General features: G+C 63.3%; 25 protein-coding genes. 9 read left to right on the plus strand and 16 right to left on the minus strand.

The features are described from left to right. Positions 1-191: 191 nt before the first annotated feature. The 6 genes from ACEQXV_RS03865 to ACEQXV_RS03890 form a co-directional block, all read right to left on the minus strand. Positions 192-566: a helix-turn-helix domain-containing protein gene (locus ACEQXV_RS03865; protein WP_007803310.1), complete on the minus strand. Its 375-nt coding sequence runs from the start codon at positions 564-566 to the stop codon at positions 192-194. Beyond that, positions 563-889, minus strand: a complete 327-nt coding sequence (locus ACEQXV_RS03870) for a hypothetical protein (RefSeq protein ID WP_007803312.1) — start codon at positions 887-889, stop codon at positions 563-565. Before ACEQXV_RS03870 ends, ACEQXV_RS03865 begins: the two co-directional genes overlap by 4 nt. A gap of 262 nt (positions 890-1,151) precedes the next feature. Continuing rightward, positions 1,152-2,291, minus strand: coding sequence for a Fic family protein (locus tag ACEQXV_RS03875; RefSeq protein ID WP_106268396.1), 1,140 nt, complete (start codon positions 2,289-2,291; stop codon positions 1,152-1,154). 191 nt (positions 2,292-2,482) lie between these two features. Further along, a complete protein-coding gene (locus ACEQXV_RS03880) occupies positions 2,483-2,707 on the minus strand; it encodes a hypothetical protein (protein ID WP_058249052.1) in 225 nt (74 codons plus the stop codon). 300 nt (positions 2,708-3,007) lie between these two features. Continuing rightward, positions 3,008-4,288, minus strand: a complete 1,281-nt coding sequence (locus ACEQXV_RS03885; protein ID WP_058249053.1) for a multicopper oxidase family protein — start codon at positions 4,286-4,288, stop codon at positions 3,008-3,010. Between the two features lie 76 nt (positions 4,289-4,364). After that, on the minus strand, positions 4,365-4,946 hold the full coding sequence (locus ACEQXV_RS03890; RefSeq protein ID WP_058249054.1) for a L,D-transpeptidase: 582 nt from the start codon (positions 4,944-4,946) through the stop codon (positions 4,365-4,367). Positions 4,947-5,133: 187 nt separating this feature from the next. Between ACEQXV_RS03890 and ACEQXV_RS03895 the strand changes: the two genes are divergently transcribed. The 7 genes from ACEQXV_RS03895 (at position 5,134) to ACEQXV_RS03925 (ending at position 11,029) form a co-directional block, all read left to right on the plus strand. Beyond that, positions 5,134-5,958, plus strand: coding sequence for a DUF305 domain-containing protein (locus ACEQXV_RS03895; protein WP_186009226.1), 825 nt, complete (start codon positions 5,134-5,136; stop codon positions 5,956-5,958). Next, positions 5,958-6,719: a glutaredoxin family protein gene (locus ACEQXV_RS03900; RefSeq protein ID WP_186009227.1), complete on the plus strand. Its 762-nt coding sequence runs from the start codon at positions 5,958-5,960 to the stop codon at positions 6,717-6,719. Before ACEQXV_RS03895 ends, ACEQXV_RS03900 begins: the two co-directional genes overlap by 1 nt. 33 nt (positions 6,720-6,752) lie before the next feature. Beyond that, entirely contained in the window at positions 6,753-7,163 is a 411-nt protein-coding gene (locus ACEQXV_RS03905; protein WP_058249055.1) for a hypothetical protein, read from the plus strand. Between the two features lie 274 nt (positions 7,164-7,437). Continuing rightward, positions 7,438-8,838 carry a TolC family protein gene (locus ACEQXV_RS03910; RefSeq protein ID WP_058249056.1) on the plus strand — a complete coding sequence of 467 codons (1,401 nt, stop codon included), beginning with the start codon at positions 7,438-7,440 and terminating at the stop codon, positions 8,836-8,838. Further along, positions 8,835-10,202, plus strand: a complete 1,368-nt coding sequence (locus ACEQXV_RS03915; RefSeq protein WP_058249057.1) for a multicopper oxidase family protein — start codon at positions 8,835-8,837, stop codon at positions 10,200-10,202. The genes ACEQXV_RS03910 and ACEQXV_RS03915 overlap by 4 nt, the downstream gene beginning before the upstream one ends. A gap of 26 nt (positions 10,203-10,228) precedes the next feature. Beyond that, positions 10,229-10,717, plus strand: a complete 489-nt coding sequence (locus ACEQXV_RS03920; protein WP_058249058.1) for a plastocyanin/azurin family copper-binding protein — start codon at positions 10,229-10,231, stop codon at positions 10,715-10,717. 24 nt (positions 10,718-10,741) lie between these two features. Next, complete coding sequence (locus ACEQXV_RS03925; protein WP_058249059.1) at positions 10,742-11,029, plus strand: copper-binding protein; 288 nt, start codon at positions 10,742-10,744, stop codon at positions 11,027-11,029. A gap of 38 nt (positions 11,030-11,067) precedes the next feature. Here ACEQXV_RS03925 and cueR read toward each other — a convergent pair whose 3' ends face one another. After that, positions 11,068-11,469: a Cu(I)-responsive transcriptional regulator gene (gene cueR / locus ACEQXV_RS03930; protein ID WP_058249060.1), complete on the minus strand. Its 402-nt coding sequence runs from the start codon at positions 11,467-11,469 to the stop codon at positions 11,068-11,070. 10 nt (positions 11,470-11,479) lie between these two features. Beyond that, positions 11,480-13,987, minus strand: a complete 2,508-nt coding sequence (locus ACEQXV_RS03935) for a heavy metal translocating P-type ATPase (protein ID WP_106268392.1) — start codon at positions 13,985-13,987, stop codon at positions 11,480-11,482. Positions 13,988-14,146: 159 nt separating this feature from the next. Here ACEQXV_RS03935 and ACEQXV_RS03940 point away from each other — a divergent pair, with 159 nt between their 5' ends. Then, on the plus strand, positions 14,147-14,341 hold the full coding sequence (locus tag ACEQXV_RS03940) for a heavy-metal-associated domain-containing protein (RefSeq protein WP_370268021.1): 195 nt from the start codon (positions 14,147-14,149) through the stop codon (positions 14,339-14,341). A 40-nt stretch (positions 14,342-14,381) separates the two neighbouring features. Here the strand turns inward: ACEQXV_RS03940 and ACEQXV_RS03945 are convergent, their stop codons facing one another. From ACEQXV_RS03945 to ACEQXV_RS03980, 8 genes are read right to left on the minus strand one after another with little or no spacing between them, the layout of a single operon-like run. Beyond that, the gene (locus ACEQXV_RS03945; protein ID WP_058249063.1) at positions 14,382-15,113 is read right to left on the minus strand and encodes a DsbA family protein; all 732 of its coding nucleotides are present in this window, start codon (positions 15,111-15,113) and stop codon (positions 14,382-14,384) included. A 1-nt stretch (position 15,114) separates the two neighbouring features. Continuing rightward, positions 15,115-15,552, minus strand: a complete 438-nt coding sequence (locus tag ACEQXV_RS03950) for a cytochrome c (protein WP_106268390.1) — start codon at positions 15,550-15,552, stop codon at positions 15,115-15,117. Continuing rightward, entirely contained in the window at positions 15,549-16,934 is a 1,386-nt protein-coding gene (locus ACEQXV_RS03955; protein WP_058249065.1) for a multicopper oxidase family protein, read from the minus strand. Before ACEQXV_RS03955 ends, ACEQXV_RS03950 begins: the two co-directional genes overlap by 4 nt. A 55-nt stretch (positions 16,935-16,989) precedes the next feature. Next, on the minus strand, positions 16,990-17,895 hold the full coding sequence (locus ACEQXV_RS03960) for a cytochrome c (RefSeq protein ID WP_058249066.1): 906 nt from the start codon (positions 17,893-17,895) through the stop codon (positions 16,990-16,992). A gap of 2 nt (positions 17,896-17,897) precedes the next feature. Next, a complete protein-coding gene (locus ACEQXV_RS03965; RefSeq protein WP_106268388.1) occupies positions 17,898-18,464 on the minus strand; it encodes a cytochrome c in 567 nt (188 codons plus the stop codon). A gap of 38 nt (positions 18,465-18,502) precedes the next feature. Then, on the minus strand, positions 18,503-18,817 hold the full coding sequence (locus ACEQXV_RS03970; protein ID WP_058249068.1) for a hypothetical protein: 315 nt from the start codon (positions 18,815-18,817) through the stop codon (positions 18,503-18,505). Then, positions 18,817-19,275, minus strand: a complete 459-nt coding sequence (locus ACEQXV_RS03975; RefSeq protein WP_058249069.1) for a cytochrome c — start codon at positions 19,273-19,275, stop codon at positions 18,817-18,819. The genes ACEQXV_RS03970 and ACEQXV_RS03975 overlap by 1 nt, the downstream gene beginning before the upstream one ends. A gap of 24 nt (positions 19,276-19,299) precedes the next feature. Continuing rightward, positions 19,300-19,872 carry a L,D-transpeptidase gene (locus ACEQXV_RS03980; protein ID WP_058249070.1) on the minus strand — a complete coding sequence of 191 codons (573 nt, stop codon included), beginning with the start codon at positions 19,870-19,872 and terminating at the stop codon, positions 19,300-19,302. A 152-nt stretch (positions 19,873-20,024) separates the two neighbouring features. Between ACEQXV_RS03980 and ACEQXV_RS03985 the strand changes: the two genes are divergently transcribed. Then, entirely contained in the window at positions 20,025-20,297 is a 273-nt protein-coding gene (locus ACEQXV_RS03985; protein ID WP_058249071.1) for a DUF2933 domain-containing protein, read from the plus strand. Positions 20,298-20,396: the final 99 nt, after the last annotated feature.

Genomic DNA, 20,396 nt, shown 5'->3' on the forward strand with positions numbered 1-20,396 from the left:
CGCTATCAACTCTCCGCCGTCTCATACCGCCACGCAAGGTCCGATGCTTTCGACCTCTGGAGAGGCTATGCTGCCGAAATGACCGCCTGACAGGCAGATGTCTCGCCTCTCTCAAACAGGTGAAAACAAGTTGGCAATCCCGCCGCAGCTGCTCCGCCGCGAACTGCCTGCGAATAATTGGAAACCACTGGCTACTCCTGGGTTGCGGCCGAGCGGGCGCGCAAGTACTCGGCAAAACGCCCCAGTTCATCCCGGTCTTGCCGAGACAAGTCTGCGGCTTGTCGTGCAAGGTGCGCTACATCTACCGGCAAACTCCCAGCTGCATCGTCTTCTCCGATGAAATACGCGACCGGTTGTCGATACAGCTTCGCGAGCCGGTTCAACTCCAGTGCCTCGACACGGCGGTTTCCTGCCTCGATCTCTGACAACGCGGTTCGCTGGATCTTGAGGTACTGGGCCACCTCGTCTTGTTTAAGACCCAAATACCGACGAGCTTCCCGCAGCCGCTCCCCCATCTCCTGCCGAGCTTCTTGGTCATCGTCGTTCGTCCGCTTCGCGACGCTCATGCTGACACTCCATTCTTCTTTTTCCACTGCTGTTCCAGCCGCGGGATTAGGTGATCCAAAGCGTCTTGCACCGAGTTGTATCCGCCAGTGCGTACCGTCGCATCCGCCGGCGTAAAGCCAAGCACTGGTTCGACAGCGCACAGGAGCTCCACAACTACAAGAGAATCCATCGGTACAGGTGCGACTGCCGCAACCCCAGATGATGCTGGCAGTACAATTCCGTGCATGCTGGCTTCAGCCTCCGCCGCGAGCATGAGCTCGTCACGAAGCACAAGTTCCAGATCCTGCTTCGGAAACAGTTTCGTCTTGGTGGTCGTTTGCATCGTCCATGTCCGAATAGCTGTCTTGCGCTCAATATAATGTTGGAAAATCCAACATGCAAGGCCGTTCACCAGTCGCTTTCGGGCAGGCTAGAGTCGCCCCGAGCTTTTCCGGGATGCGACCAAAGGGGCATCTGTGCTGCGGAAACAAAGATTTCCCGGACAAGCGCCGGTTGTGACGAAGTGTATCGGGCGCGTTCCCAAACCCACCAACGTGAGCTCAAGTCTTGGGTCATGTTACATAAAACGGATTCTCGGATTTTTGTTATTGTACTGTTTTTGCTGCAGAAAAACCCTTGTCTCCATCGAGCTTCAACCAGTATCGCGTGTGTCTCAGCTCGCCAGTTCGGTTCAGCGCGCCCTTCTCGACCAAGTCCTGTAGATCGCGGGTCGCGGTTGCGCGGGATGTGCCGGTGATCTTGAGGTAGTTATCCGCGCTTAGGCCGCCGCTGAAACCTTCGGGTCCTTCACGGAACATCCGCGCGATGGCCTTGGCCTGGCGGTCGTTCAGGTGATCTCTATGTCGATCGTAAAAGTGTGCCTTGTTGATGAAGAACGCTACGCGGTCGAGTGTGATCTGCTGCGCCTTCAAGACAATCTCTGCGAACCAGATGAGCCACGCCGTCACGTCAAGCGTCGTTTGATGCCGCTTGAGTTGGTCGTAGTACTCTTTCCGCTCTTTCTCGATGGTGAAGGCGAGCGAGATTAGGGTCGGCTGGCCAATGTTCTGCGCCAGCGACTTTTCAGCGAGCGCGCGGCCCAGGCGGCCGTTGCCGTCTTCGAATGGGTGGATGCTCTCGAAATAGAGGTGGCTTAGCCCGGCACGCGTCAGGGCGGGAAGCGGCTCTGCTCCCCGCGGGCCGGTCCTATTGAACCAATCCGCGTATCGCTCCATCTCAGGCATGACCTGCGCCGAAGGCGGCGCTTCGAAATGGATCGTCGGTCGGTCAAAGCGGCCGGAAACGATTTGCATCGATTCGGCGTGTTGTCGGTAGGCTCCGATGGTCTCTAACCGACGGTCATGGGACAGCAGCATCCGATGCCAGCGGTACAGCGTCTCGTGGCTCAGCGGCTCCGCAAAGCTGGAATAGACGTCAACCATCATTTCCGCGACGCCCTGTTCGCGCGGTTTGGCGGGATAACTGTCGGGATCGAGTCCCAGATGGCGCCGCAGCGAAGACTGGACGCTGAGCCGGTCGAGGATTTCGCCTTCGATGGCGCTGGTCTGCATGGCTTCGTCGCTGAGTAACTCGATGCGGAGTTGCTCGCGATCCGGCGGGTTGACATGATGGACTGCGCCGAGGATTTCTCCGGATGACAGCAGAAACCTCTGTTCGAACGGCTCCAGAGCGGAGGCGTCATACCGGAAATCCGGCCAGTCGGGCAGTGTCCAGTTCCAGGTCATGAGGTATAGGCACCCTTTCTATAAATCAAGATTAGAGCATTGGTGAGGCATAGAGGTCAATGCTATGGCTCAGAAATCCGGAAAGGAGATTGCCCAATGTGCGTCCATGGTCAGCTTTGCTGGCCACATCAATCTTGCGCTTTGCCGCAGATCAAAGCTGCAATACCCTGCGTGAAGAGACTCAAGCGCCATCAAGAGCGCTGCCAACAAGAGGACAGCAGATGCATCCACTGATCTACTCGTGCAAGTTGGTCGAAATCCCGCGAAACCTCGCGAGATTTGGCCTGAAACCTGGAGACCAGCTCGATCTCCGCTAGGTCGAAGACCGGGTCGAGGTCCTTGCCAAACCCAAGGGTCTGATCGCCTGGATGTTTGGCGGCGATGCGAAACCAGTTGGCCAAATCGATGAAACTCACTGCCGGCGTATACAGCCTTTCATGGCGGAGGCACGCAAGTTTAGGATCAAGGTCGTCGACATCGATGGTTTCGTCAAAGAACCGAAAGGTGTCTCGGTCTCCATATGGGTCGATTCCTGATCCGGAAACACCGTTTCGTCAGCGTGGATTTGCGGTGCACAGCGGTTTCCTGAATGTCGCAGTGCTTCGGTGGCGGTACTTGGGTCTGCCAAGCGGGCTGACGTTTCGCGCGTAGTCCTGATTATGTTGCTTACGACTCCTTTTGGTACGCCCTTCATAATATATCAGAAATAGCTGCCTTCAACTGACAGTCAGCCACGTCGCCATGCCATCGGCTTGATGGCTGAGCATGTGGCAATGCAGCATCCACGCGCCCGGATTGTCGAGGACGGCGGTGATGGCGCGTGTCTCTCCCGCCGCCAGCAGGGTCGAGTCGCGCAGTGGCCCGAGGTCTCCCGAGGTGTCCAGTTCGTGGAAATGGTGGCCATGCAAGTGCATGACATGGGGAAAGCCGGTGCGGTTCTCGATCTCGATGCGCATGGTCTGGCTGCGCTTTGCCGCGATCAAGGGACGGCTTGGAAGGCCCGACACGTCGTTCAGCGCCCATGTTCCAGTGCCGCGATGCGCAGGCGCGCCCGCGCCGCCTTGCAGCACCAGCCTTGTGGTGTGATCCGGCGTGCCGGGACGGGTCATGCGGTTTGGCGGCAGGGTCGGGATCGGCGCAGTCGAGGGGCTGCGCGTGCCGGTCACTGTCAAATGCCCCAGCAAGTCGTTCGCCCCGTCATAGGTGTCGCGCAGCGCCACCGGGCCGGTCACATCTGCGATCACGTCGCAGCGTTGACTGGGGGCCAGCGCCATCGGCGCCAGCGCCTGCGGGACCTCCAACGGCATCCCGTCCAGCGCCACGATCTTGCCCGCCAGCCCGGTCACGGACAATCGATAAATGCGGTCGATGGACGGGTTGATGATCCGCAGGCGCAGCCTGTCGCCTTGCTGCACGCTGTTCCGCGACAGGATCGCGGTCTTGATATTGCCAAGCCGTCCCTCGGTGGCAAAGCGCGCGGGATCGAAGCTGTCATCATACTGACCGTCCGCATCCAGCAGCAGGTCGAACAACTGCACGGTGATGTCGTGGTCGACGGCGGGCGGGTCGCGTTCCTCGACGATGAATGCCCCGAAGAGGCCCCTGCTGACTTGTTCATACGACAGATAATGCGAATGGTACCAATAGGTTCCCGCATCGGCTAAGTCGAACCGGTAGTCAAAGCGTTCGCCGGGGATGACCACATCCTGCGTCAGCACGTTCACGCCGTCCATGCGGTTGGGCACGCGCAGCCCGTGCCAATGCACCAAGGCCCCGTCGTTCAGCCCATTGTCCAACCGGATCTGCGCCGTATCACCTTGGCGGAAGCGGATGTCCGGCCCCGGCACCCCGCCGTTGAAGCCCAGCATCGGCAGGCGCCGCCCGGCGACCTGCGTGACGATCTCTTCGGGGCGCAGCGTAATGCGGGAGCCGCCCAAAGCTGGCGTCGCCAAGCAGGCGGCCAGCAGGGACAAGGCCTGTCGTCGGTTCACCTTCATGGAAACCCCGTTATCCAAAATTGCGGAGGCGCTTTTCAGACAGGCGCGGACAAAGGTCAACCAACCCGCCGGGGCCTCACGCGGTCGTCACCTTGGGGTGCAGGGTGACGCGGGCGCCGATCTCGACCCGTTCATACAGGTCCTTGACGTGCTCGTTGGTCAGCCGCGCGCAGCCGTTGGACACGGCGCTGCCGATGGTCGAGGGCGCATTGGTGCCGTGGATGCGCAGATAGGTGTCACGCCCCTGATCGTCATGCAGGTACAGCGCCCTTGCGCCGAGCGGATTGTTCGGGCCGCCCTTCATGCCGTTCTTGTATTTGGCATATTTCCCCGGATCGCGGCGGATCATCGACTGGGTCGGGCGCCACCACGGCCACTTGGCCTTGCGCGCGACAGTAAAGACGCCGGATTCGTACAGCCCCTTGCGCCCGACGCCCACGCCATACCGGATCGCCGCCCCGTCCTTCCCCATCAGATACAGGTGGAACTCGTCTGGCACCACGTGGATGTCCCCAGGCAGCCAGTCTGTGCGACCGGTCTGCACGGCCGTCGGGTTGAAGTGGTCGGGCAATGTGACCTGATGGGCGCGCGCCAGCGTCGGCGCGGCCAAGGCCATGGCCAGCCCCGTTATGATCGTGCGGCGTGTATATCCAGTCATGACATCTCCTGTTCTCGCATGCGTTTCAGCAGGCCAGCCCGCAATGCCTGCGCCCAGTCAAATGCCCGTGATCCTGCCCTGCGCAGGCGGGCCTGTTTCCCCGAAAGCACGGAATTCGCGCCATTTCGGAACCCTCCAGCGCTGGAAGGGCGTTTGCTTCACATGTGAGCCAAGCGGGAGAGGATTGATGAAGTATTCCAGATTTTTCCTGATGATCGGCACGTCGACGCTGGTGATGTTCGTGCTGATGTATCTGAACACCTACCTTCTGGGGCACGTCTTCTTTTCGGAAACGCGGGCTTGGATGGCTGTGCTGATGGGGGCCACGATGGCCTTTGTCATGCTGTCCTTCATGCTGTCGATGTACACCAACAAGGCGCTGAACGCGGGCATCTTCGTGGGCTCCGTCGTGGTCTTTGCGCTGTCGCTCTGGCTGGTGCGCAGTCAGGTCACGGTGCAGGACCGGTCCTTCATGCGGGCGATGATCCCGCACCATTCGATTGCCATCATGACCTCATCGCGGGCCGAGATCACCGATCCGCGCGTGGCGACACTGGCCGAGGCCATCGTCTATGCGCAGGACAAGGAAATCGCCGAGATGCGCTATTTGATCGCCGATATCTCGGCCAATGGCGAGGCTGATCCGACCGGCGAGACCGCCGCGCCCGAGGTGGTCGACGCCCGACAGGCTCTGTCGACCGAGGTGACCGCCACCGTCGACCCGGAATTCCTGACCGCCGACGACATCACCAAGGCCCTGCCCGAAGGTGCCACCTGCCGGTTTACCTACACCGCCACCAGCCCCGCCGTTCTGGCCGTGGGCAAGGACGCGGCAGTGATGAAGATCAGCGGCGACCTCGTGCGACTTGACCGGCAGGGTGACGGCTTTGCCGCCGACCCGCTGAGTGCCGAACTGCACAAGGGTGATGACCTGACCGATCTGATCGTCACGGCCGGGCCGGATTACTCCGCCGGGTTCCGCGGCCAATATACCTGCGAAGGAGGTCAATGATGCCCAAGGATACAACGCAAACCGCCACGCTGTATCGGATGGTCATGCCCGACCATCTTTGCCCGTTTGGCCTGAAATCCAAGGACTTGCTGGAACGTCAGGGCTATACGGTCGATGACCACCACCTGACAACGCGCGAAGAAACCGACGCGTTCATGGAAAAGCACGGGGTCGAAACGACGCCGCAGACCTTCATCGACGGTGTGCGGATCGGCGGCTATGACGACCTGCGTGTGCATTTCGACCTCGACCCGCCCAAGGACGAACAAAGCGACACCAGCTACCAGCCGGTCATCGCGATCTTTTCCGTCGCGGCGCTGCTGGCGCTGGGGCTGTCGTGGCACCAATACGGCACGGTCCTGACGCTGCGCGCGCTGGAATGGTTCATTTCGCTGTCGATGACGATCCTCGCGATCCAGAAATTGCAGGACGTCGAGAGTTTCTCGACCATGTTCCTGAACTACGACCTGCTCGCCCGCCGCTGGGTGCCCTACGGCAAGGTTTACCCGTTCGGCGAGGCGTTGGCGGGCATCCTGATGACCGCCGGAGCCCTGACATGGCTGTCGGCCCCGGTCGCGCTGTTCATCGGCACGGTTGGCGCCGTCAGCGTCTTCAAGGCTGTCTACATCGACAAGCGCGCGCTGAAATGCGCCTGCGTCGGCGGGTCGTCGAAAGTGCCCTTGGGGTTTGTGTCGCTGACCGAGAACCTGATGATGATCGCCATGGGCCTGTGGATGGGCAGCAAGGCACTGTTCGGGTGATGGTCTGAAAAATGCCTTTTTTCCCGCGCCTACATGCTCGGCACGGAAATTTTGGCCACACGTTTTGGTGACTTGCCGGGTGTCGTTTTCTCGCTTATCGATTCACGAATGTCTCACTGGATTCGCGCACTTCTGGTCAAATTTCAGGTCGTCGCCCTTTTTCTGGCGATGGCCCTGATGCCGTCCAACGCGTCCGCGATGATCCTGTGCGACGGACACGAGGCGACCATTGAGCAGGCGCACGACCACGCCAGTCAAACAACGGACCACGCGGTTGATCACGCTACGGATCATTGCGCATCGCATATTTGCGTCCTCGGCGATCTACGGTCAGCGGATGCGGAGGCGCCGCGCGCCATTCCAGTGTCGATCCGGTCCTGGGACATAGCTTCGCTTGTCATCACCGCAATTCCCGAAGGTTTGCAGCGCCCCCCACGTGCCTGATGCAGCCCCGCCGCGGCGATTCGCCTGCGGATAACTGCATCTGACACGACGAGGGACTACCAGTGAAACTTGCTATTGCGGCTGGATTGCCGCTGCTCGTGGGTGCCTGTGCGGCACTTCCCGAGCTTGACACCGCGCCTGGGTTGACGGCCGCGTCTGTGACGCCGCCTGCGACCATGGCGCAACCTGGACCGAATGTGGCCTATCTTGGCTACCGGCTTCAAGAACCCGCTGACTGGCGCAGCCTGAACGATGCACAGCGGGAGGGCGGCAAATGAAACTGCCGTTGATGCTCGGCGCGGCGCTGCTGGTGGCAGCCTGCGCCAATCCCGCTGTAATCGAGCGCGCAAAGGCCGACCGTGCCGGTTTCGTCAGCGTCGAAGAGGGCGCCCGCAAGGCCGTCGGGGCTGTGCCCGTTTGGAACCAGTCCGCTGCCGATATCGAGGCCACGGAAAGGCGCGTGCACGCCCTGGTCCATGGCAAGACGATCAGCGCCGATACCGCAGTGCAGGTCGCGCTGATCAACAACCGCGCGCTTCAGGCCAGCTTTGCCGAGCTGGGACTGTCTTCGACGGACCTGTGGGAGGTGGCCATGGGCCCGGTGCCCACGCTCGGCGTATCCGTTTCGGGCCTGGCGGGTGACGTGACCCGCACGCTCGAGGCGACCGTGGCGGGCGCGCTTCTGGATCTTGCAACGACCAAGCCGCGTACCCAGCTGGCCGAAGTCCGCTTTCGCCAGGCGGAACTGGCGGCGCTGGCACAAACCATTGACCTTGCCGTGGAAACCCGCCGCGCCTGGATCGAAGCGGTCGGGGCCTTCGAGGCGGCCGCGCTGATCGGACAGACCCACGGCACGGCCGAGGCCGCATCGGAGCTGGCGGTGCAGTTGGGCCGGACCGGCGCCATGAACAAGGCCGACCAGGCGCGCGAACATGCCTTTACCGCAGAACTGGCGGCTGAACGCGCCGCCGCCCGGCTGGAGGCACAGCTGGCCAAGGAAAAGCTGCTGCGCCTGATGGGTCTGTGGGGGAGCGCCACCACCGTCTACGTGCCCGATGCGCTGCCCGCCCTGCCGCGCGGTCCGCGCGCGGCAGGCAACATTGAGCAGCAGGCACTGGCCAACCGCGTCGACCTGGCCGCGGGCAAGCTGGAACTGCAGGCCATCGCCTTGGATTATCGTCTGACCGGCAAGACCCGCATGGTGTCCGACGCGGCGCTGGTCGCCGGGGTCGAGCTGGAGCGCGCCAACGGCGAAACCGAGGCCACGCCCGCGCTGGCGCTGGATTTCGAAATCCCGCTGTATGACACTGGCCCGCTGGTGTCGAAACGCGGCCGCATGGCCTACCTGCAGGCGGCGAACACCCTGGCACAGCAGGCCATCGACGCGCGGTCGGACGCGCGCATGGCCTACAAGGCGGTCACGGGGCGGCACAACATCGCGCGACATTGGCGCGACCAGGTACTGCCGCTGCGCCGCCAGATCGATGAAGAGGCGCTGCTGTCCTACAACGGCATGCTGACCTCTACCTTCGAACTGATCGCCGACGCGCAGGAGGGGCTGGACTCCCGGCTGTCCGCCGCCGAGGCCAAGCGAGACTACTGGCTCGCCGAAACTGAAGCGACCGCCGCGATCTGGGGCGGATCCGTAACCCTGTCCAAAGGAGGGGAAGAATGATGAACCGTCGTCAATTGCTGGGCGCCGGGCTGACCGCCGGTGCCGGTGCCGTGCTGGCCTCGGCCGCCGCCGCGGAAACCCGTTTCCGCGACCTGCCAGAGGCCGCCTTTACCGACATCCCCTACACGCAGGTGCCAGACCGTCCCATGACCGGACTGGATTATAACCCGGTCGTGACGCTGAACGGCTGGTCCCTGCCGTGGCGGATGAACGGCAACGTGAAGGAATTCCACCTCGTCGCCGAGCCGGTCGAGCGCATCATGGCGGATGGCATGATGGCGCGGCTGTGGGGCTATAACGGCCAATCCACCGGCCCCACCATCGAGGCGGTCGAGGGCGAGCGCGTGCGCATCTACGTGACCAACCGCTTGCCGGAACACACATCCGTGCATTGGCACGGGCTGATATTGCCTTCGGGGATGGACGGCGTCGGTGGCCTCAGCCACCCCGCGATCCCGCCGGGCAAGACCTTTGTGTATGAGTTCGACCTGACCAAGTCCGGCACCTTCATGTACCACCCGCATGCGGATGAGATGGTGCAGATGGCCATGGGCATGATGGGCCTGTTCATCGTGCATCCGCGCGACCCGGCCTTCATGCCGGTGGATCGGGATTTTGCGTTTCTGCTGGCGGCCTACGACATCGATCCCGGCACCTACATCCCGCGCGTGGCCGAGATGACCAACTTCAACATGTGGACCTGGAACAGCCGGATTTTCCCTGACATTGATCCCTTGGTGGTGAACAAGGGCGACCGGGTGAGGGTGCGCTGTGGTAACCTGACGATGACCAACCACCCGATCCACATGCACGGCTACGACTTCCATGTCACCTGTACAGATGGCGGCTGGGTGCCCGAAACAGCCCGCTGGCCGGAGGTCAGCATCGACATTCCCGTCGGTGCCATGCGGGCCTATGAATTCGACGCAATCCACGAAGGTGACTGGGCGATCCATTGCCACAAGTCACACCACACGATGAACGCCATGGGCCATGAATTGCCCACGGTGATCGGTGCCGACAAGACCCGACTGACCCAGATGATGCGCCGCCATCAGCCCGGTTACATGCCGATGGGCACCGCCGGAATGGCCGACATGGGCGAGATGTCCATGGAAATCCCCGAGAACACCATCCCGATGATGGCGGGCTGGGGACCCCATGGCCCGCTGGAAATGGGTGGCATGTTCAGTGTCGTGAAGGTCCGCGAGGGCATCGACCGCGACGATTACAGCGATCCCGGCTGGTATCAGAACCCGCCCGGAACCGAAGCCTACGAATGGACGGGCGAGCTGCCCGAACACGCAAGCAACACCAGCCCCAAAACCGTGATCACGCCGCGCGGCGGCGTGCGGCAGGGTTGATGCAAGAGCACAGGAGAAACGCGCTCATGAGAACTGCACTTCTGATACTGGGGCTGGCCATGGCGCCCGCCCTGGCCCCTGTCCCGGGCTTGGCAGACGCCGGACATGGCAGCGGGCAGATGGCCGTCGGCATGCCCGCCATGCACGGCCATGAACCCACCCGCACGATCGACGTCATCATGCGGGAGGATTACGACAAGGACGCGCCTTTCGTCTTTGAACCCTCGGCTGACATGGTCTTTGCGGCGGGTGAAACCGTCCGTCTGCACATCGTCAACATGGGCGAGGAAACCCACGAGTTCGTCATGGACACGATGGCGGAAAACGCCGAGCACAAGGTGTTGATGGCAAAGTTCCCCGAGATGGAACACGACGACCCGAACTCGGTACGACTGGATCCCGGCGAAGAGGCCGACATCCTCTGGACCTTCAACAAAGCGGGCAAGTTCGAATTCGCCTGCCTCCTGCCCGGCCACTACGAGGGCGGCATGCACGGCGCCCTTATCGTCAACTGATCTTCAATCCACAGGAAATCCAAAATGAACAAACTTCTGAAACTGTCCGCCGCCATGATCCTTGCAGCCGGGGCCGCGTTGGCTGAGGGCGACCACCCGATGTCCTCGGGGACCGTAACCAAGATCGACACCAAGTGGAACAAGGTCACAATCGATCACGGCCCGCTGGAAAATCTCGACATGCCCGCCATGAAGATGGTGTTCGATCTGTCCGATCCGACCATGCTCGACGGTTTGAGCGAGGGTGCCAGGATCACCTTCCTTGCAGAGCGGGTGAACGGTAAACTGACCGTCACCGAACTGTCGAAGTGAAACTGCTGCGCGCCCCTGTTGCGGGGCGCGCTTGCACGTCAGGCTTGGTTCGCGTCGCTGCGCGCCAGATCCTGAAGGATCGGGCAGTCGGGGCGGTGATCCCCGGCGCAGGCGTGGATCAGCGTGTCGAGGGTGGCGCGCATGGATTGCAGCTGCGCGATCTTCTCATCGATCTGCCGCAGGTGTTCCTCGGCCACCGCCTTGACCTGCGCACTTTCGCGGTGATCGTCCTCATACAGCGCCATCAGCGTCCGGCAATCCTCGATGGTGAAGCCAAGCGCGCGGGCCCGGCCCAGAAAGGCCAGCTTGTGCAGGTCGCTTTCGCGGAAGCTGCGATAGCCGTTTTCGCTGCGCTGCGGGCGGATCAGCCCGATATCCTCGTAATAGCGGATGGTCTTGGGCGGCAAGCCCGATTGGCGGGCGACGTCTCCGATGTTCATTCTTGCCTCCTTATTCCGCCGGGGCGGCCACGGGCGCCGCGCCGCTGCGGGCCGGATCGGCCCGTTCCGACATCGCGGGCGCGACGCGGCGCAGGCGCAGCGCGTTGGTCAGGACAAGGACCGAGGACAGCGCCATCGCCCCCGCCGCCAGCATCGGCGACAGCAGCACACCCCAGACCGGGTACAGGGCCCCTGCCGCCACCGGGATCAGCGCGGTGTTGTAGGCGAAGGCCCAGAACAGGTTCTCGCGGATGTTGCGCATGGTCCGGGTCGAGACCTCGACCGCGTTGACCACCCCGCGCAGGTCGCCCGACATCAAGACCACATCGGCGGATTCGATGGCCACGTCGGTGCCGGTGCCGATGGCAATGCCCACATCCGCATGGGCCAGCGCGGGGGCATCATTGATGCCATCCCCGACAAAGGCGACGCGGCGGCCTTGGCGCAAGGCCTCCAGCGCGGCGACCTTGCCATCGGGCAGCACCCCGGCGACGACATGATCGATGCCGGTTTCGCGGGCGATGACATCCGCCGTGGCCTGCTTGTCACCAGTAATCATGGCGACGGTCAGCCCCTTGGCGCGCAGGGCGGCGATGGCCGCCTTGCTGGCGGGTTTCACCGGATCGGCCACACCGATCACCGCCGCGACCTGCCCGCCGATGGCGGCGAACAGCGCGGTGCGGCCAGTCTCCGCCAGTTCCGCCTCGCGATCCGCCAAGGCACTGACATCCACACCTTCACGCGTCATCAAGCGGTCGGCACCGATCAACACCTCCCGGCCCTCGACCTCGGCGCGCACACCGTAGCCCGTGACCGAGGCAAACCCCGCGATCTGCGGCAGGGTCATCCCCTCGGCCTGTGCGGCACGCACGATCGCCTCGGCGATCGGGTGCTCGGACTGCGCCTCGACAGCGGCCACCACGGGCAGCACCCCGGCGCGGTCAAAGCCCGGCGCCAGCACGAGGTCCGTCAATTCCGGGCGACCCTCGGTCACGGTGCCGGTCTTGTCCAAAGCCACGACCTGCACGCCATCCAGCGCCTGCAACGCGTCACCCTTGCGAAACAGCACGCCCAGTTCGGCGGCGCGCCCCGTGCCCACCATGATCGAGGTCGGCGTGGCAAGACCCATCGCACAGGGGCAGGCAATAATCAGCACCGACACACCCGCCACCAAAGCCATGGTCAGCGCGGGCTGCGGCCCGACGACCAACCAGACCAGCACGGTCAGCACAGCGACGCTCATGACGGCGGGGACGAACCACAGGGTGATGCGGTCGACCAAGCCCTGAATCGGCAGCTTTGCCCCCTGCGCCTCTTTGACCATGCGGATGATCTGCGCCAGCGTCGTATCCTGCCCGACGCGCCCCGCGCGGACCGTCAGGCTGCCGGTGCCGTTGACCGTGCCGCCGGTCACGCTGTCGCCAATGTCCTTGGCCGCCGGAACCGGCTCTCCGGTGAGCATGCTTTCATCGACACGGCTGGCGCCCTCTGTCACCTCGCCATCGACGGCAATACGCTCGCCCGGGCGGACCAGAACGATGTCCCCTTGCGCCAGTTCCTCGACCGGGATTTCCACGGTCTCGCCGCCGCGCAGCACGCGCGCGGTCTTGACCTGCAACCCCAGCAGTTTCTCGATGGCGGCACCGGTGCGCCCCTTGGCGCGGGCCTCAAGGAACCGGCCCAGCAGGATCAACACGACGATCACCGCCGCTGCCTCGAAATAGACGGCACGCAGGGCGTCGGGCAAAAGCCCCGGCAAGAAGGTCGCCACGACCGAATACATATACGCCGCCCCGGTGCCCACCGCGACAAGGCTGTTCATGTCCGGCGCGCCCTTCAGCAATGCGGGGATGCCCTTGGCGTAGAACATCCGCCCCGGCCCGGCCAGCACGAGGGTCGTCAGCAGGAATTGCAGCACCCAGCTGGTCTGCTGGCCGATGGTGGCGTTGATCCAGTGGTGAAAGGCCGGGAAGACATGCCCGCCCATCTCCACGATGAAGACCGGCAGCGCCAGCGCCGCGGCAAAGGCCATGCGCCGCGACAACGCGCGGGCCTCTTCGGCCTTGCGGGTGCTGCGATCCTCGGTGTCGGTGGCCTCGGCCAGCCGGGCGGGATAGCCCGCCTGCGTGCTGGTCGCGACCAGCTGGGCCGGGGTGACGGCCCCTTCGGCATAGGTGACGGTGGCGGTTTCGGCGGCGAGGTTCACGTTGACCTCCAGCACGCCCGGCACCGCCGCCAGCGCACGATCCACCCGCCCGACACAAGACGCGCAGGACATGGACTCGACGGTCATCGTCACCCGCCCGGTGCGCGCCGGATAGCCCAGATCGGCCAGCGCAGCCACGACCTCGCCCGCGCGGTCGGGGCTGTCCACCTGCATCCGCGCCGATTCAGACGCGAGGTTCACCGACACGTCGCTCACGCCCTCCAGAGTCGACAGTCCGCGATCCACGCGGCCCACGCAGGACGCGCAGGACATGCCTTCGACAGACAGGGTCAGGGGAATCGGGTCCGACATGGGGGGCTCCTTCGCTTTGATCTTGCGGCAGAGATAGGGCTTCCAGTCACTGGAGGGTCAAGGGCCGAAAATAAATTTCTGCGCCGCTCCGACCATCTTGACCTTCCCCCCGCTGGAACCTCTATCTCCCTGTCAGTCAAAATCCGGAAAGGTATGAACATGGACTTCAAGGTTCCCGACATGAGCTGCGGCCACTGCACCTCGGCCATCGAGAAATCGGTCAAATCGGCAGACCCGGCGGCGCAGATCGCCTGCGATCTGGACACCCGCACGGTGCGTATCGACAGCGCGCTCAGCGCCGATCAGCTGTCGGCTGCGATCAAGGACGGCGGATACGAGTCCACCGCAGCCTGAGCGACACCGCTGCCCGCGCATGGACGCGGGCAGCGCACATTCATTCAGCGGCTTGGCGCGCTTCGGCAACCAGCTTGGCCAATTGGTCGGTTTCAACGAAACCGGGCACCAATGCGTCGCCGATCACGAAAGACGGGGTGCCGTTGAACCCAAGCGCCTGCGTCAACTGCATCGAGGTCGCGATATGGTCTTCGACTTCCGGGGCATCCATGTCGGCACGTAATTGCTCGATGTCCAGACCCACCTCTTCGGCCACGCGTAGCACGCTGGCCTCTTCGGCGCGGCCTTCGTTACCCATCATCGCCCAATGGAAGTCTTCGTATTTTCCCTGCTTGCGGGCCGCCAGCGCAGCCTTTGCGGCAAAGACCGAGCCGTCGCCGAGAATCGGCCATTCGCGATAAACCAGACGGATGTTCGGATCCGCGTCGATGAGCGCGCGGACCTCGGGTTTCACGCGGCGGCAATAGGGGCAGTTGTAGTCAAAGAACTCGACCACGGTCACGTCGCCGTCGGGATTGCCCAGCACCGGGGCGTTCGGGTCATTCTCGATCAACTCGCGCTGTGTGTCCAGCGCACGCGCCTGCGCATCGGCCTGCGCGCCCGCCTGACGTTGCTCAAGGATCGCCACCGCTTCCATCACGATTTCCGGGTTCTCGCGTATCGCTTCGAGAACCAGCTCCTTGATCCGCGCCTCGTCGAGATCCTGCGCCAGGGTCGGCAACGGCGTCAGCGCGACCAGCGCCAGAGCAAGTATGGGGGTTTTGAATGTCATGTCAGTTGTCTCCGTTTTCCATGTCGGCCTTGCTGCGTTCGGCCTGCACCTGCTGGGTCCGGTCTGGCCAGGTGGAGCGGATGTAGGCGAGGATGTTCCTGATCTGTTGATCGCTCAGTCGGTCGTCAAAGCCGGGCATGCCGCTATCGAACTCCATGCCCTGCTGTGCCATGAAGCCCTTGCCGCCCAGCTTGGTATAGCCGAACAGCACGCGGTCGCTGTGATGCCAGGTGTGGCCGGTTTCGTCATGCGGCGGGGCAGGCAGTCGGCCATCCGGGCCGGGCGCGCGCCAGTCGGGCTGCCCCTGCAACTCGGCCCCGTGGCAAGAGGCGCAATTCTCGGCATACAAGACCTCGCCTTCGGCGATATCCGGCGTGTCGGCCAATGCGGTCTGCGCCAGAACCAGCGCGGCCCCGATGATGGATACTGACCCCTTCATGTGACCTCCAACCATGTGGTCATGCCGGACGCGGCGTGTTCAAGCATGTGGCAATGGAAGAGCCACTTGCCCGGGTTGTCCGCGACAAAGGCGATTTCCCGGGTCTCGTTCGCGCCGATCAGCAGCGTGTCGCGCATCGATCCTGTCTTACCTTGGGTGACCTCACGGAAGTGCATACCGTGAAGGTGCATGGCGTGGGGAAATACGGTGTCATTGGTGATCGCGACCCGCGCGTGGTCGCCCCGCGACAGCGTCGTCAAGGGCGTGTCGGGCATATTCGCCACGTCGTTCAACGCCCAGAAATAGCCCGCTGCCGCGAGCTGGCGAAAGCCCTTGCGTTCACCGTTCAGCACCGCCGCGTTCATCCGTCCCATCGCGCCGCCCGACATGTACAGCTTGACTGGCGTGGCATTGGCCAGATCGAGCAAATCCATTCGCGGATTGGGTGGCAACGCGGCGGGGGCGGCGCGAGCCACCTGCGCACCCTGCCCCGTCACCGTAAAGGCCACCTGCGGAAAGGGTTCATTGGTATCGACATTCAACAGCGCCGCCGGTTCGCCCTGCGCGGCGGTGATGTCGACGAACAAGTCGATCCGCTGCGCCGGACCCAGCAGGAGCGTGTCCGCGACCGGCTGCGGCTGTGCCAAGGGCATCCCGTCAAGTGCGACGGTCCAGCCCGTCATCCCCTGTAGCCGCAGCGCAAAAATGCGCGCGTTGGCGGCATTGATCAGGCGCAGCCGCAGTCGGTCGTTCCGCTGTGCCGTCAGGGTCAGATTATACTGACCGTTGGTGGTGACGTAGTTCCCGCTTCGCCCGCCGTGGCTCATCATCATCGGCTGGTCAAACGTGTCGGCGATCTGACCGGTTTCAGGGTCGATCAGCCAGTCGTCGAGGATCAGCACCTCGTCGCGATCCACGTCAGGGGCATGAGGCTCTTCGACGATCAACGCACCGCGCAGTCCGCGCGCAACCTGCACGTATGATCGGTTATGCGCGTGATACCAATAAGTTCCGGCATCCGGCACGGTGAAGTCATAATCAAAGGTCTCGCCCGGCCGCACCGCGTCCTGCGTCAGGCCCGACACACCGTCCATGACGTTGTCGATGCGGATGCCATGCCAATGCACGGAGGTGGCCTCGGGCAGGTCATTGACCAGTTGTCGTTGCACGCGCGCGCCTTGCGGCACACGGATCTCGGTGCCGGGGACCGCGCCGTCATAGCCCCAGATGCGCGTCTGCGGGTAACCATTGGGCAGCAGTTGCAGGCTGGCCTCGCGCGTGACCAGAGGTATGGCACCGCTGAGGGACTGCGCCCGCAGTGGCAGGCCCAGACCCGCCGCCGCCCCCGCGAGGGCAAGGAAAGTGCGCCGCGTGTATGTCATACGCTTGTGTCCTTTGCAGGGGACGAGGGCCACCGTGGCCCCCGCCCGTCTCGTGTCAGTCCGTCTGCCCGCCGTCTTCGCCTTGCAGAAGGTAGGTCGCCATGGCGGTCCGGTCCTCGGGTGTCATGAAGCGCGTGTTCTCGCGCACCACTTCGGACATGCTTCCACCAAAGGCATCACCCGAAGGCGTCAACCCGGTTTCCAGCGCATACGCCAGCGCCGAAACCGTCCAGCCGCCCTCTTCCAGCGCCTGCGGTTGAATCGAGGGTGCCTTGCTGCCGCCGGGCAGAGCCGCGTTTCCGGCGAACCGTGCAGCAAGGTCTCGCCCCCCGGCAAGATTGCGGGGGGTATGGCAGGCACCGCAATGGGCTGGGCCGCGGACCAGTTCCCGTCCCCGGTTCCATGCGTCGCTGCGGCCCTCGACCGGCCGGGTGTCCGGGTCGTGGAGAAAGGCCGCGCGCCACAGTTTCAGCCCCCAACGCTGATCGAAGGGGAACCCCACCACATGATCGGGCGCAGGGTCTGCAACGGGCGGCACCGTCTGGAACGCCGCCCAGAGATCGGCGATGTCCTGATCGGTGAAGTCCGCGTAAAACGCATAGGGAAAGGCCGGATAATACGGGGTTCCGTTTGGCCCGACCCCCTGCCGGACCGCCCTTGCGAATTGCTCGACCGTCCAGTTGCCAAGGCCACTGACCGGGTCAGTGGTCAGATTTGGCGGGTGGAACGTGCCAAAAGGCGTATCCAGCGGCGCGCCGCCCGCAAGAGGCGCACCGCCTGCCTCGAAATTCGAGTGGCAAGAGATGCAGCCGCTGGCCCGTGCGAGATAGGCACCGCGATCAACATTGCCTGACAAGGTGATCGGGACGGTGGCAGCGCCGACCGGCCAGACGACCAGCGACACCACCCCCGCAAGCGCGACCGTGCCCAGCACCGCCGCGCCCATAAGGATGCGACGCATGGTCAGTCATCCTCGGCGCGGAAGCGCGCATGGCAGGCGGAACAGACCTGCGTGGTCATGTTGAAGGCCGCATCGGCGGGCATGGCACCGATGGCCTCAGCGCTCATCATGTCGGCTGAGTCGCCCATCATGGACCCGCCCCCCATCATGCTGCTCCCGCCCATCATGGCACCAGCGCCCATGCTGCCATCGCTTCCCAGACCGTTGGCCGCCGCCAATTCCAGCCCGCGCGCATAGGTTTCCAACTGGTCAGCCAGATCAGTGAAGCGGGCCCAGTCCTGCCAGATCTCATCCTTGGCCTCCGACGGGGCACCGCCGCTGCCTTCGGGGAATTGCTCTGTCAGGGCTTTGCCGGCATGGGCCTGAAAGGTGAGGGCGGCGGCGCGCAGGGCCTCCGCGTCATAGGCCGTTTCGCCGCGCATCATGGGAGTGACGGTTTTCACCGCCTTACCCATCGCCATCATGGCCTCCATGCGTTCCTTGACGATGCCTGTGGCGCTGCCATGGGCAAGTGCGGTCACGGTGGTGCCGGCAATCAGGATGGCGGCGGTCAAAGTCGTTTTTTTCATAGTCTCATGTCTCCGTTGATCGTTTTTCAGCTGAGTCATCAGACACGATATCGCGGCGGGGGTGGATCATCGGTAAAGCGCCAACCCTCGTCCAACCGAGCCTCCGAAAGCCGTGGCGTGTCGAGCCGAACAGGTGTGACCTCCGGCATATGAAGCGCAAGGAAGATCACCGCAGGGGCGCAGTCGATACCGGGGTGGCAATGGCCCTGTGCCTCGGAATCATGCACATGGTCCTCGACGGAGGCGATCCGGCGGCTTTCGGGATGCGGGTCGAACTCGGTCACGCCAAGCGACGCCAGCACCATCGTGCAGAGCAACACCAGACACAGCCGAAGTCCCACCCGAACCCGCATCAGTTGATCCCGTTCGCCCGCTGCAATTCCCGCACATAGGCGACGATCATCTTGACGTCGCCGTCGGTCACGCCGTCGATTTTCGGCATGTTGCCGAAGTTCCAGTGATGAGATTGCACGCCGTTCTTGGCTGCCATGAGAAAGGCCATGTCGCCATGATGGTTCGGCTCGTAGATCTTGTGGACCAGCGGCGGCGCGATGCCGTTCTGTCCTGCGGCGTTATCGCCATGACACTTGGCGCAGGCCGCTTCGAACATGGTCTTGCCCAGCTTTGCACTGGCCGACAGGTCATCGGGAAGAGAGACCTCGGCAATGGGCGCACCTTCAGCAATATTGCTGGTGTCCGGCGGCACCATCGAATGCCCTTGCGGCGCGTCCTGCGCGCCAAACACCTGCCATCCCAGTGCCGCGACACCACCGATCAGAACGACCCCGATCAGGCCCGTCAACTTGTCCATCTTGTCTGTCCTGCTTGTTTGATTTCAGATCAGTTTGACCTGTGTGCCAAGCGGCGCGCGGTCGTAGACCTCTTCGATCTGTCGGTTGTAGAGACCAATGCAACCGTTCGAGGACTTGCGTCCGATCTTGCGCGTGTCCTGCGTTCCGTGGATCCGGTAGTAGGTCCATGACAGGTATAGCGCCCGTGTTCCCAGGGGATTGGTCGGGTCGCCGCCCTCGACATATGCGGGCCATTCCGGGTTGCGTTCGCGCATCGACGGGGTCGGCGCCCAGCCGGGATTCTTGCGTTTTTCGACGACTTCGGTGTAGCCACGCTTGGTCAGTTCATCCGTCAGCGGAACCGATGTCGGATAGATCCGCATTTCACCCTCTGCAGTCCAGTGCTGCAGCATCTTGCTGGCGGTGTCGGCGATGATGATGCCCTTGCCAAGGTTATCGAAATGGTCATGCCAGTCATGGGTCCGAAATGCCGAGATGTTGCGCCGTTGCACATCCCCGGCGGCGCGCAGGATGCCCGGCGCTCCGATCAGACCGGCAGAGGCCATGGCCGCGCGCAGAACGGCGCGACGCGTCTGTTTCTGTCTGGTCATGGTCATACCCTCCGTCAACTTTGGCAATGATAGATACAGGCCGGGCCGCACACATCAATCGCAGCAGGGCCAGAGAAATGTATCTGTTTGTATCCTTGACCTTCCGCTGCCGGAGGGTGGCATAACCGCCATCGACGACACCGCGAAAGGATTGGGCGATGAAGGATGACAGGCACTCTGCCAGGGGCGCAGGAAAGCTGATGCATTGGGGCATGATGGCCTGCTGCGCCGTGATGCTGCTGCCGATCGCCGGATATTTCATCGGCGGCGGCACATTGTCGGGGCTGGGATCGAATGCACTGGCCTTTGCGCCGCTGGTGCTATGCGTCGGTGCGCACCTTGTCATGCACAAGATGATGGGCAAATCGTGCCACAGCCACGACACTGCCAAATCCGAGGCGCGCTCGGAGCGCCGCCCCGAGGAGGCCTGAAGGACTTGACCCCTCGCGTCTTTGTGCTTGGGGCAATGGCGGTTGTGTCGGGCTGTTCTGCCACGCTCAGTGACTGCTTCCGTTCGCCCTCAGCCCTGT

The sequence above is a fragment of the Nioella sp. genome, assembly GCF_964229645.1.
GTDB lineage: Bacteria > Pseudomonadota > Alphaproteobacteria > Rhodobacterales > Rhodobacteraceae > Nioella.

What these genes read in the sequence shown, in the direction of transcription:
- cueR (WP_058249060.1), bottom strand. Translation starts at nt 11,469, where the DNA reads ATGAACATCGGAGACGTCGCCCGCCAATCGGGCTTGCCGCCCAAGACC.
- ACEQXV_RS03900 (WP_186009227.1), top strand. Translation starts at nt 5,958, where the DNA reads ATGCCCAAGGATACAACGCAAACCGCCACGCTGTATCGGATGGTCATG.
- ACEQXV_RS03910 (WP_058249056.1), top strand. Translation starts at nt 7,438, where the DNA reads ATGAAACTGCCGTTGATGCTCGGCGCGGCGCTGCTGGTGGCAGCCTGC.
- ACEQXV_RS03975 (WP_058249069.1), bottom strand. Translation starts at nt 19,275, where the DNA reads ATGGACAAGTTGACGGGCCTGATCGGGGTCGTTCTGATCGGTGGTGTC.
- ACEQXV_RS03875 (WP_106268396.1), bottom strand. Translation starts at nt 2,291, where the DNA reads ATGACCTGGAACTGGACACTGCCCGACTGGCCGGATTTCCGGTATGAC.
- ACEQXV_RS03865 (WP_007803310.1), bottom strand. Translation starts at nt 566, where the DNA reads ATGAGCGTCGCGAAGCGGACGAACGACGATGACCAAGAAGCTCGGCAG.
- ACEQXV_RS03940 (WP_370268021.1), top strand. Translation starts at nt 14,147, where the DNA reads ATGGACTTCAAGGTTCCCGACATGAGCTGCGGCCACTGCACCTCGGCC.
- ACEQXV_RS03950 (WP_106268390.1), bottom strand. Translation starts at nt 15,552, where the DNA reads ATGAAGGGGTCAGTATCCATCATCGGGGCCGCGCTGGTTCTGGCGCAG.
- ACEQXV_RS03965 (WP_106268388.1), bottom strand. Translation starts at nt 18,464, where the DNA reads ATGAAAAAAACGACTTTGACCGCCGCCATCCTGATTGCCGGCACCACC.
- ACEQXV_RS03945 (WP_058249063.1), bottom strand. Translation starts at nt 15,113, where the DNA reads ATGACATTCAAAACCCCCATACTTGCTCTGGCGCTGGTCGCGCTGACG.
- ACEQXV_RS03955 (WP_058249065.1), bottom strand. Translation starts at nt 16,934, where the DNA reads ATGACATACACGCGGCGCACTTTCCTTGCCCTCGCGGGGGCGGCGGCG.
- ACEQXV_RS03925 (WP_058249059.1), top strand. Translation starts at nt 10,742, where the DNA reads ATGAACAAACTTCTGAAACTGTCCGCCGCCATGATCCTTGCAGCCGGG.
- ACEQXV_RS03890 (WP_058249054.1), bottom strand. Translation starts at nt 4,946, where the DNA reads ATGACTGGATATACACGCCGCACGATCATAACGGGGCTGGCCATGGCC.
- ACEQXV_RS03915 (WP_058249057.1), top strand. Translation starts at nt 8,835, where the DNA reads ATGATGAACCGTCGTCAATTGCTGGGCGCCGGGCTGACCGCCGGTGCC.
- ACEQXV_RS03960 (WP_058249066.1), bottom strand. Translation starts at nt 17,895, where the DNA reads ATGCGTCGCATCCTTATGGGCGCGGCGGTGCTGGGCACGGTCGCGCTT.
- ACEQXV_RS03985 (WP_058249071.1), top strand. Translation starts at nt 20,025, where the DNA reads ATGAAGGATGACAGGCACTCTGCCAGGGGCGCAGGAAAGCTGATGCAT.
- ACEQXV_RS03970 (WP_058249068.1), bottom strand. Translation starts at nt 18,817, where the DNA reads ATGCGGGTTCGGGTGGGACTTCGGCTGTGTCTGGTGTTGCTCTGCACG.
- ACEQXV_RS03870 (WP_007803312.1), bottom strand. Translation starts at nt 889, where the DNA reads ATGCAAACGACCACCAAGACGAAACTGTTTCCGAAGCAGGATCTGGAA.
- ACEQXV_RS03885 (WP_058249053.1), bottom strand. Translation starts at nt 4,288, where the DNA reads ATGAAGGTGAACCGACGACAGGCCTTGTCCCTGCTGGCCGCCTGCTTG.
- ACEQXV_RS03920 (WP_058249058.1), top strand. Translation starts at nt 10,229, where the DNA reads ATGAGAACTGCACTTCTGATACTGGGGCTGGCCATGGCGCCCGCCCTG.
- ACEQXV_RS03935 (WP_106268392.1), bottom strand. Translation starts at nt 13,987, where the DNA reads ATGTCGGACCCGATTCCCCTGACCCTGTCTGTCGAAGGCATGTCCTGC.
- ACEQXV_RS03895 (WP_186009226.1), top strand. Translation starts at nt 5,134, where the DNA reads ATGAAGTATTCCAGATTTTTCCTGATGATCGGCACGTCGACGCTGGTG.
- ACEQXV_RS03905 (WP_058249055.1), top strand. Translation starts at nt 6,753, where the DNA reads ATGCTCGGCACGGAAATTTTGGCCACACGTTTTGGTGACTTGCCGGGT.
- ACEQXV_RS03980 (WP_058249070.1), bottom strand. Translation starts at nt 19,872, where the DNA reads ATGACCATGACCAGACAGAAACAGACGCGTCGCGCCGTTCTGCGCGCG.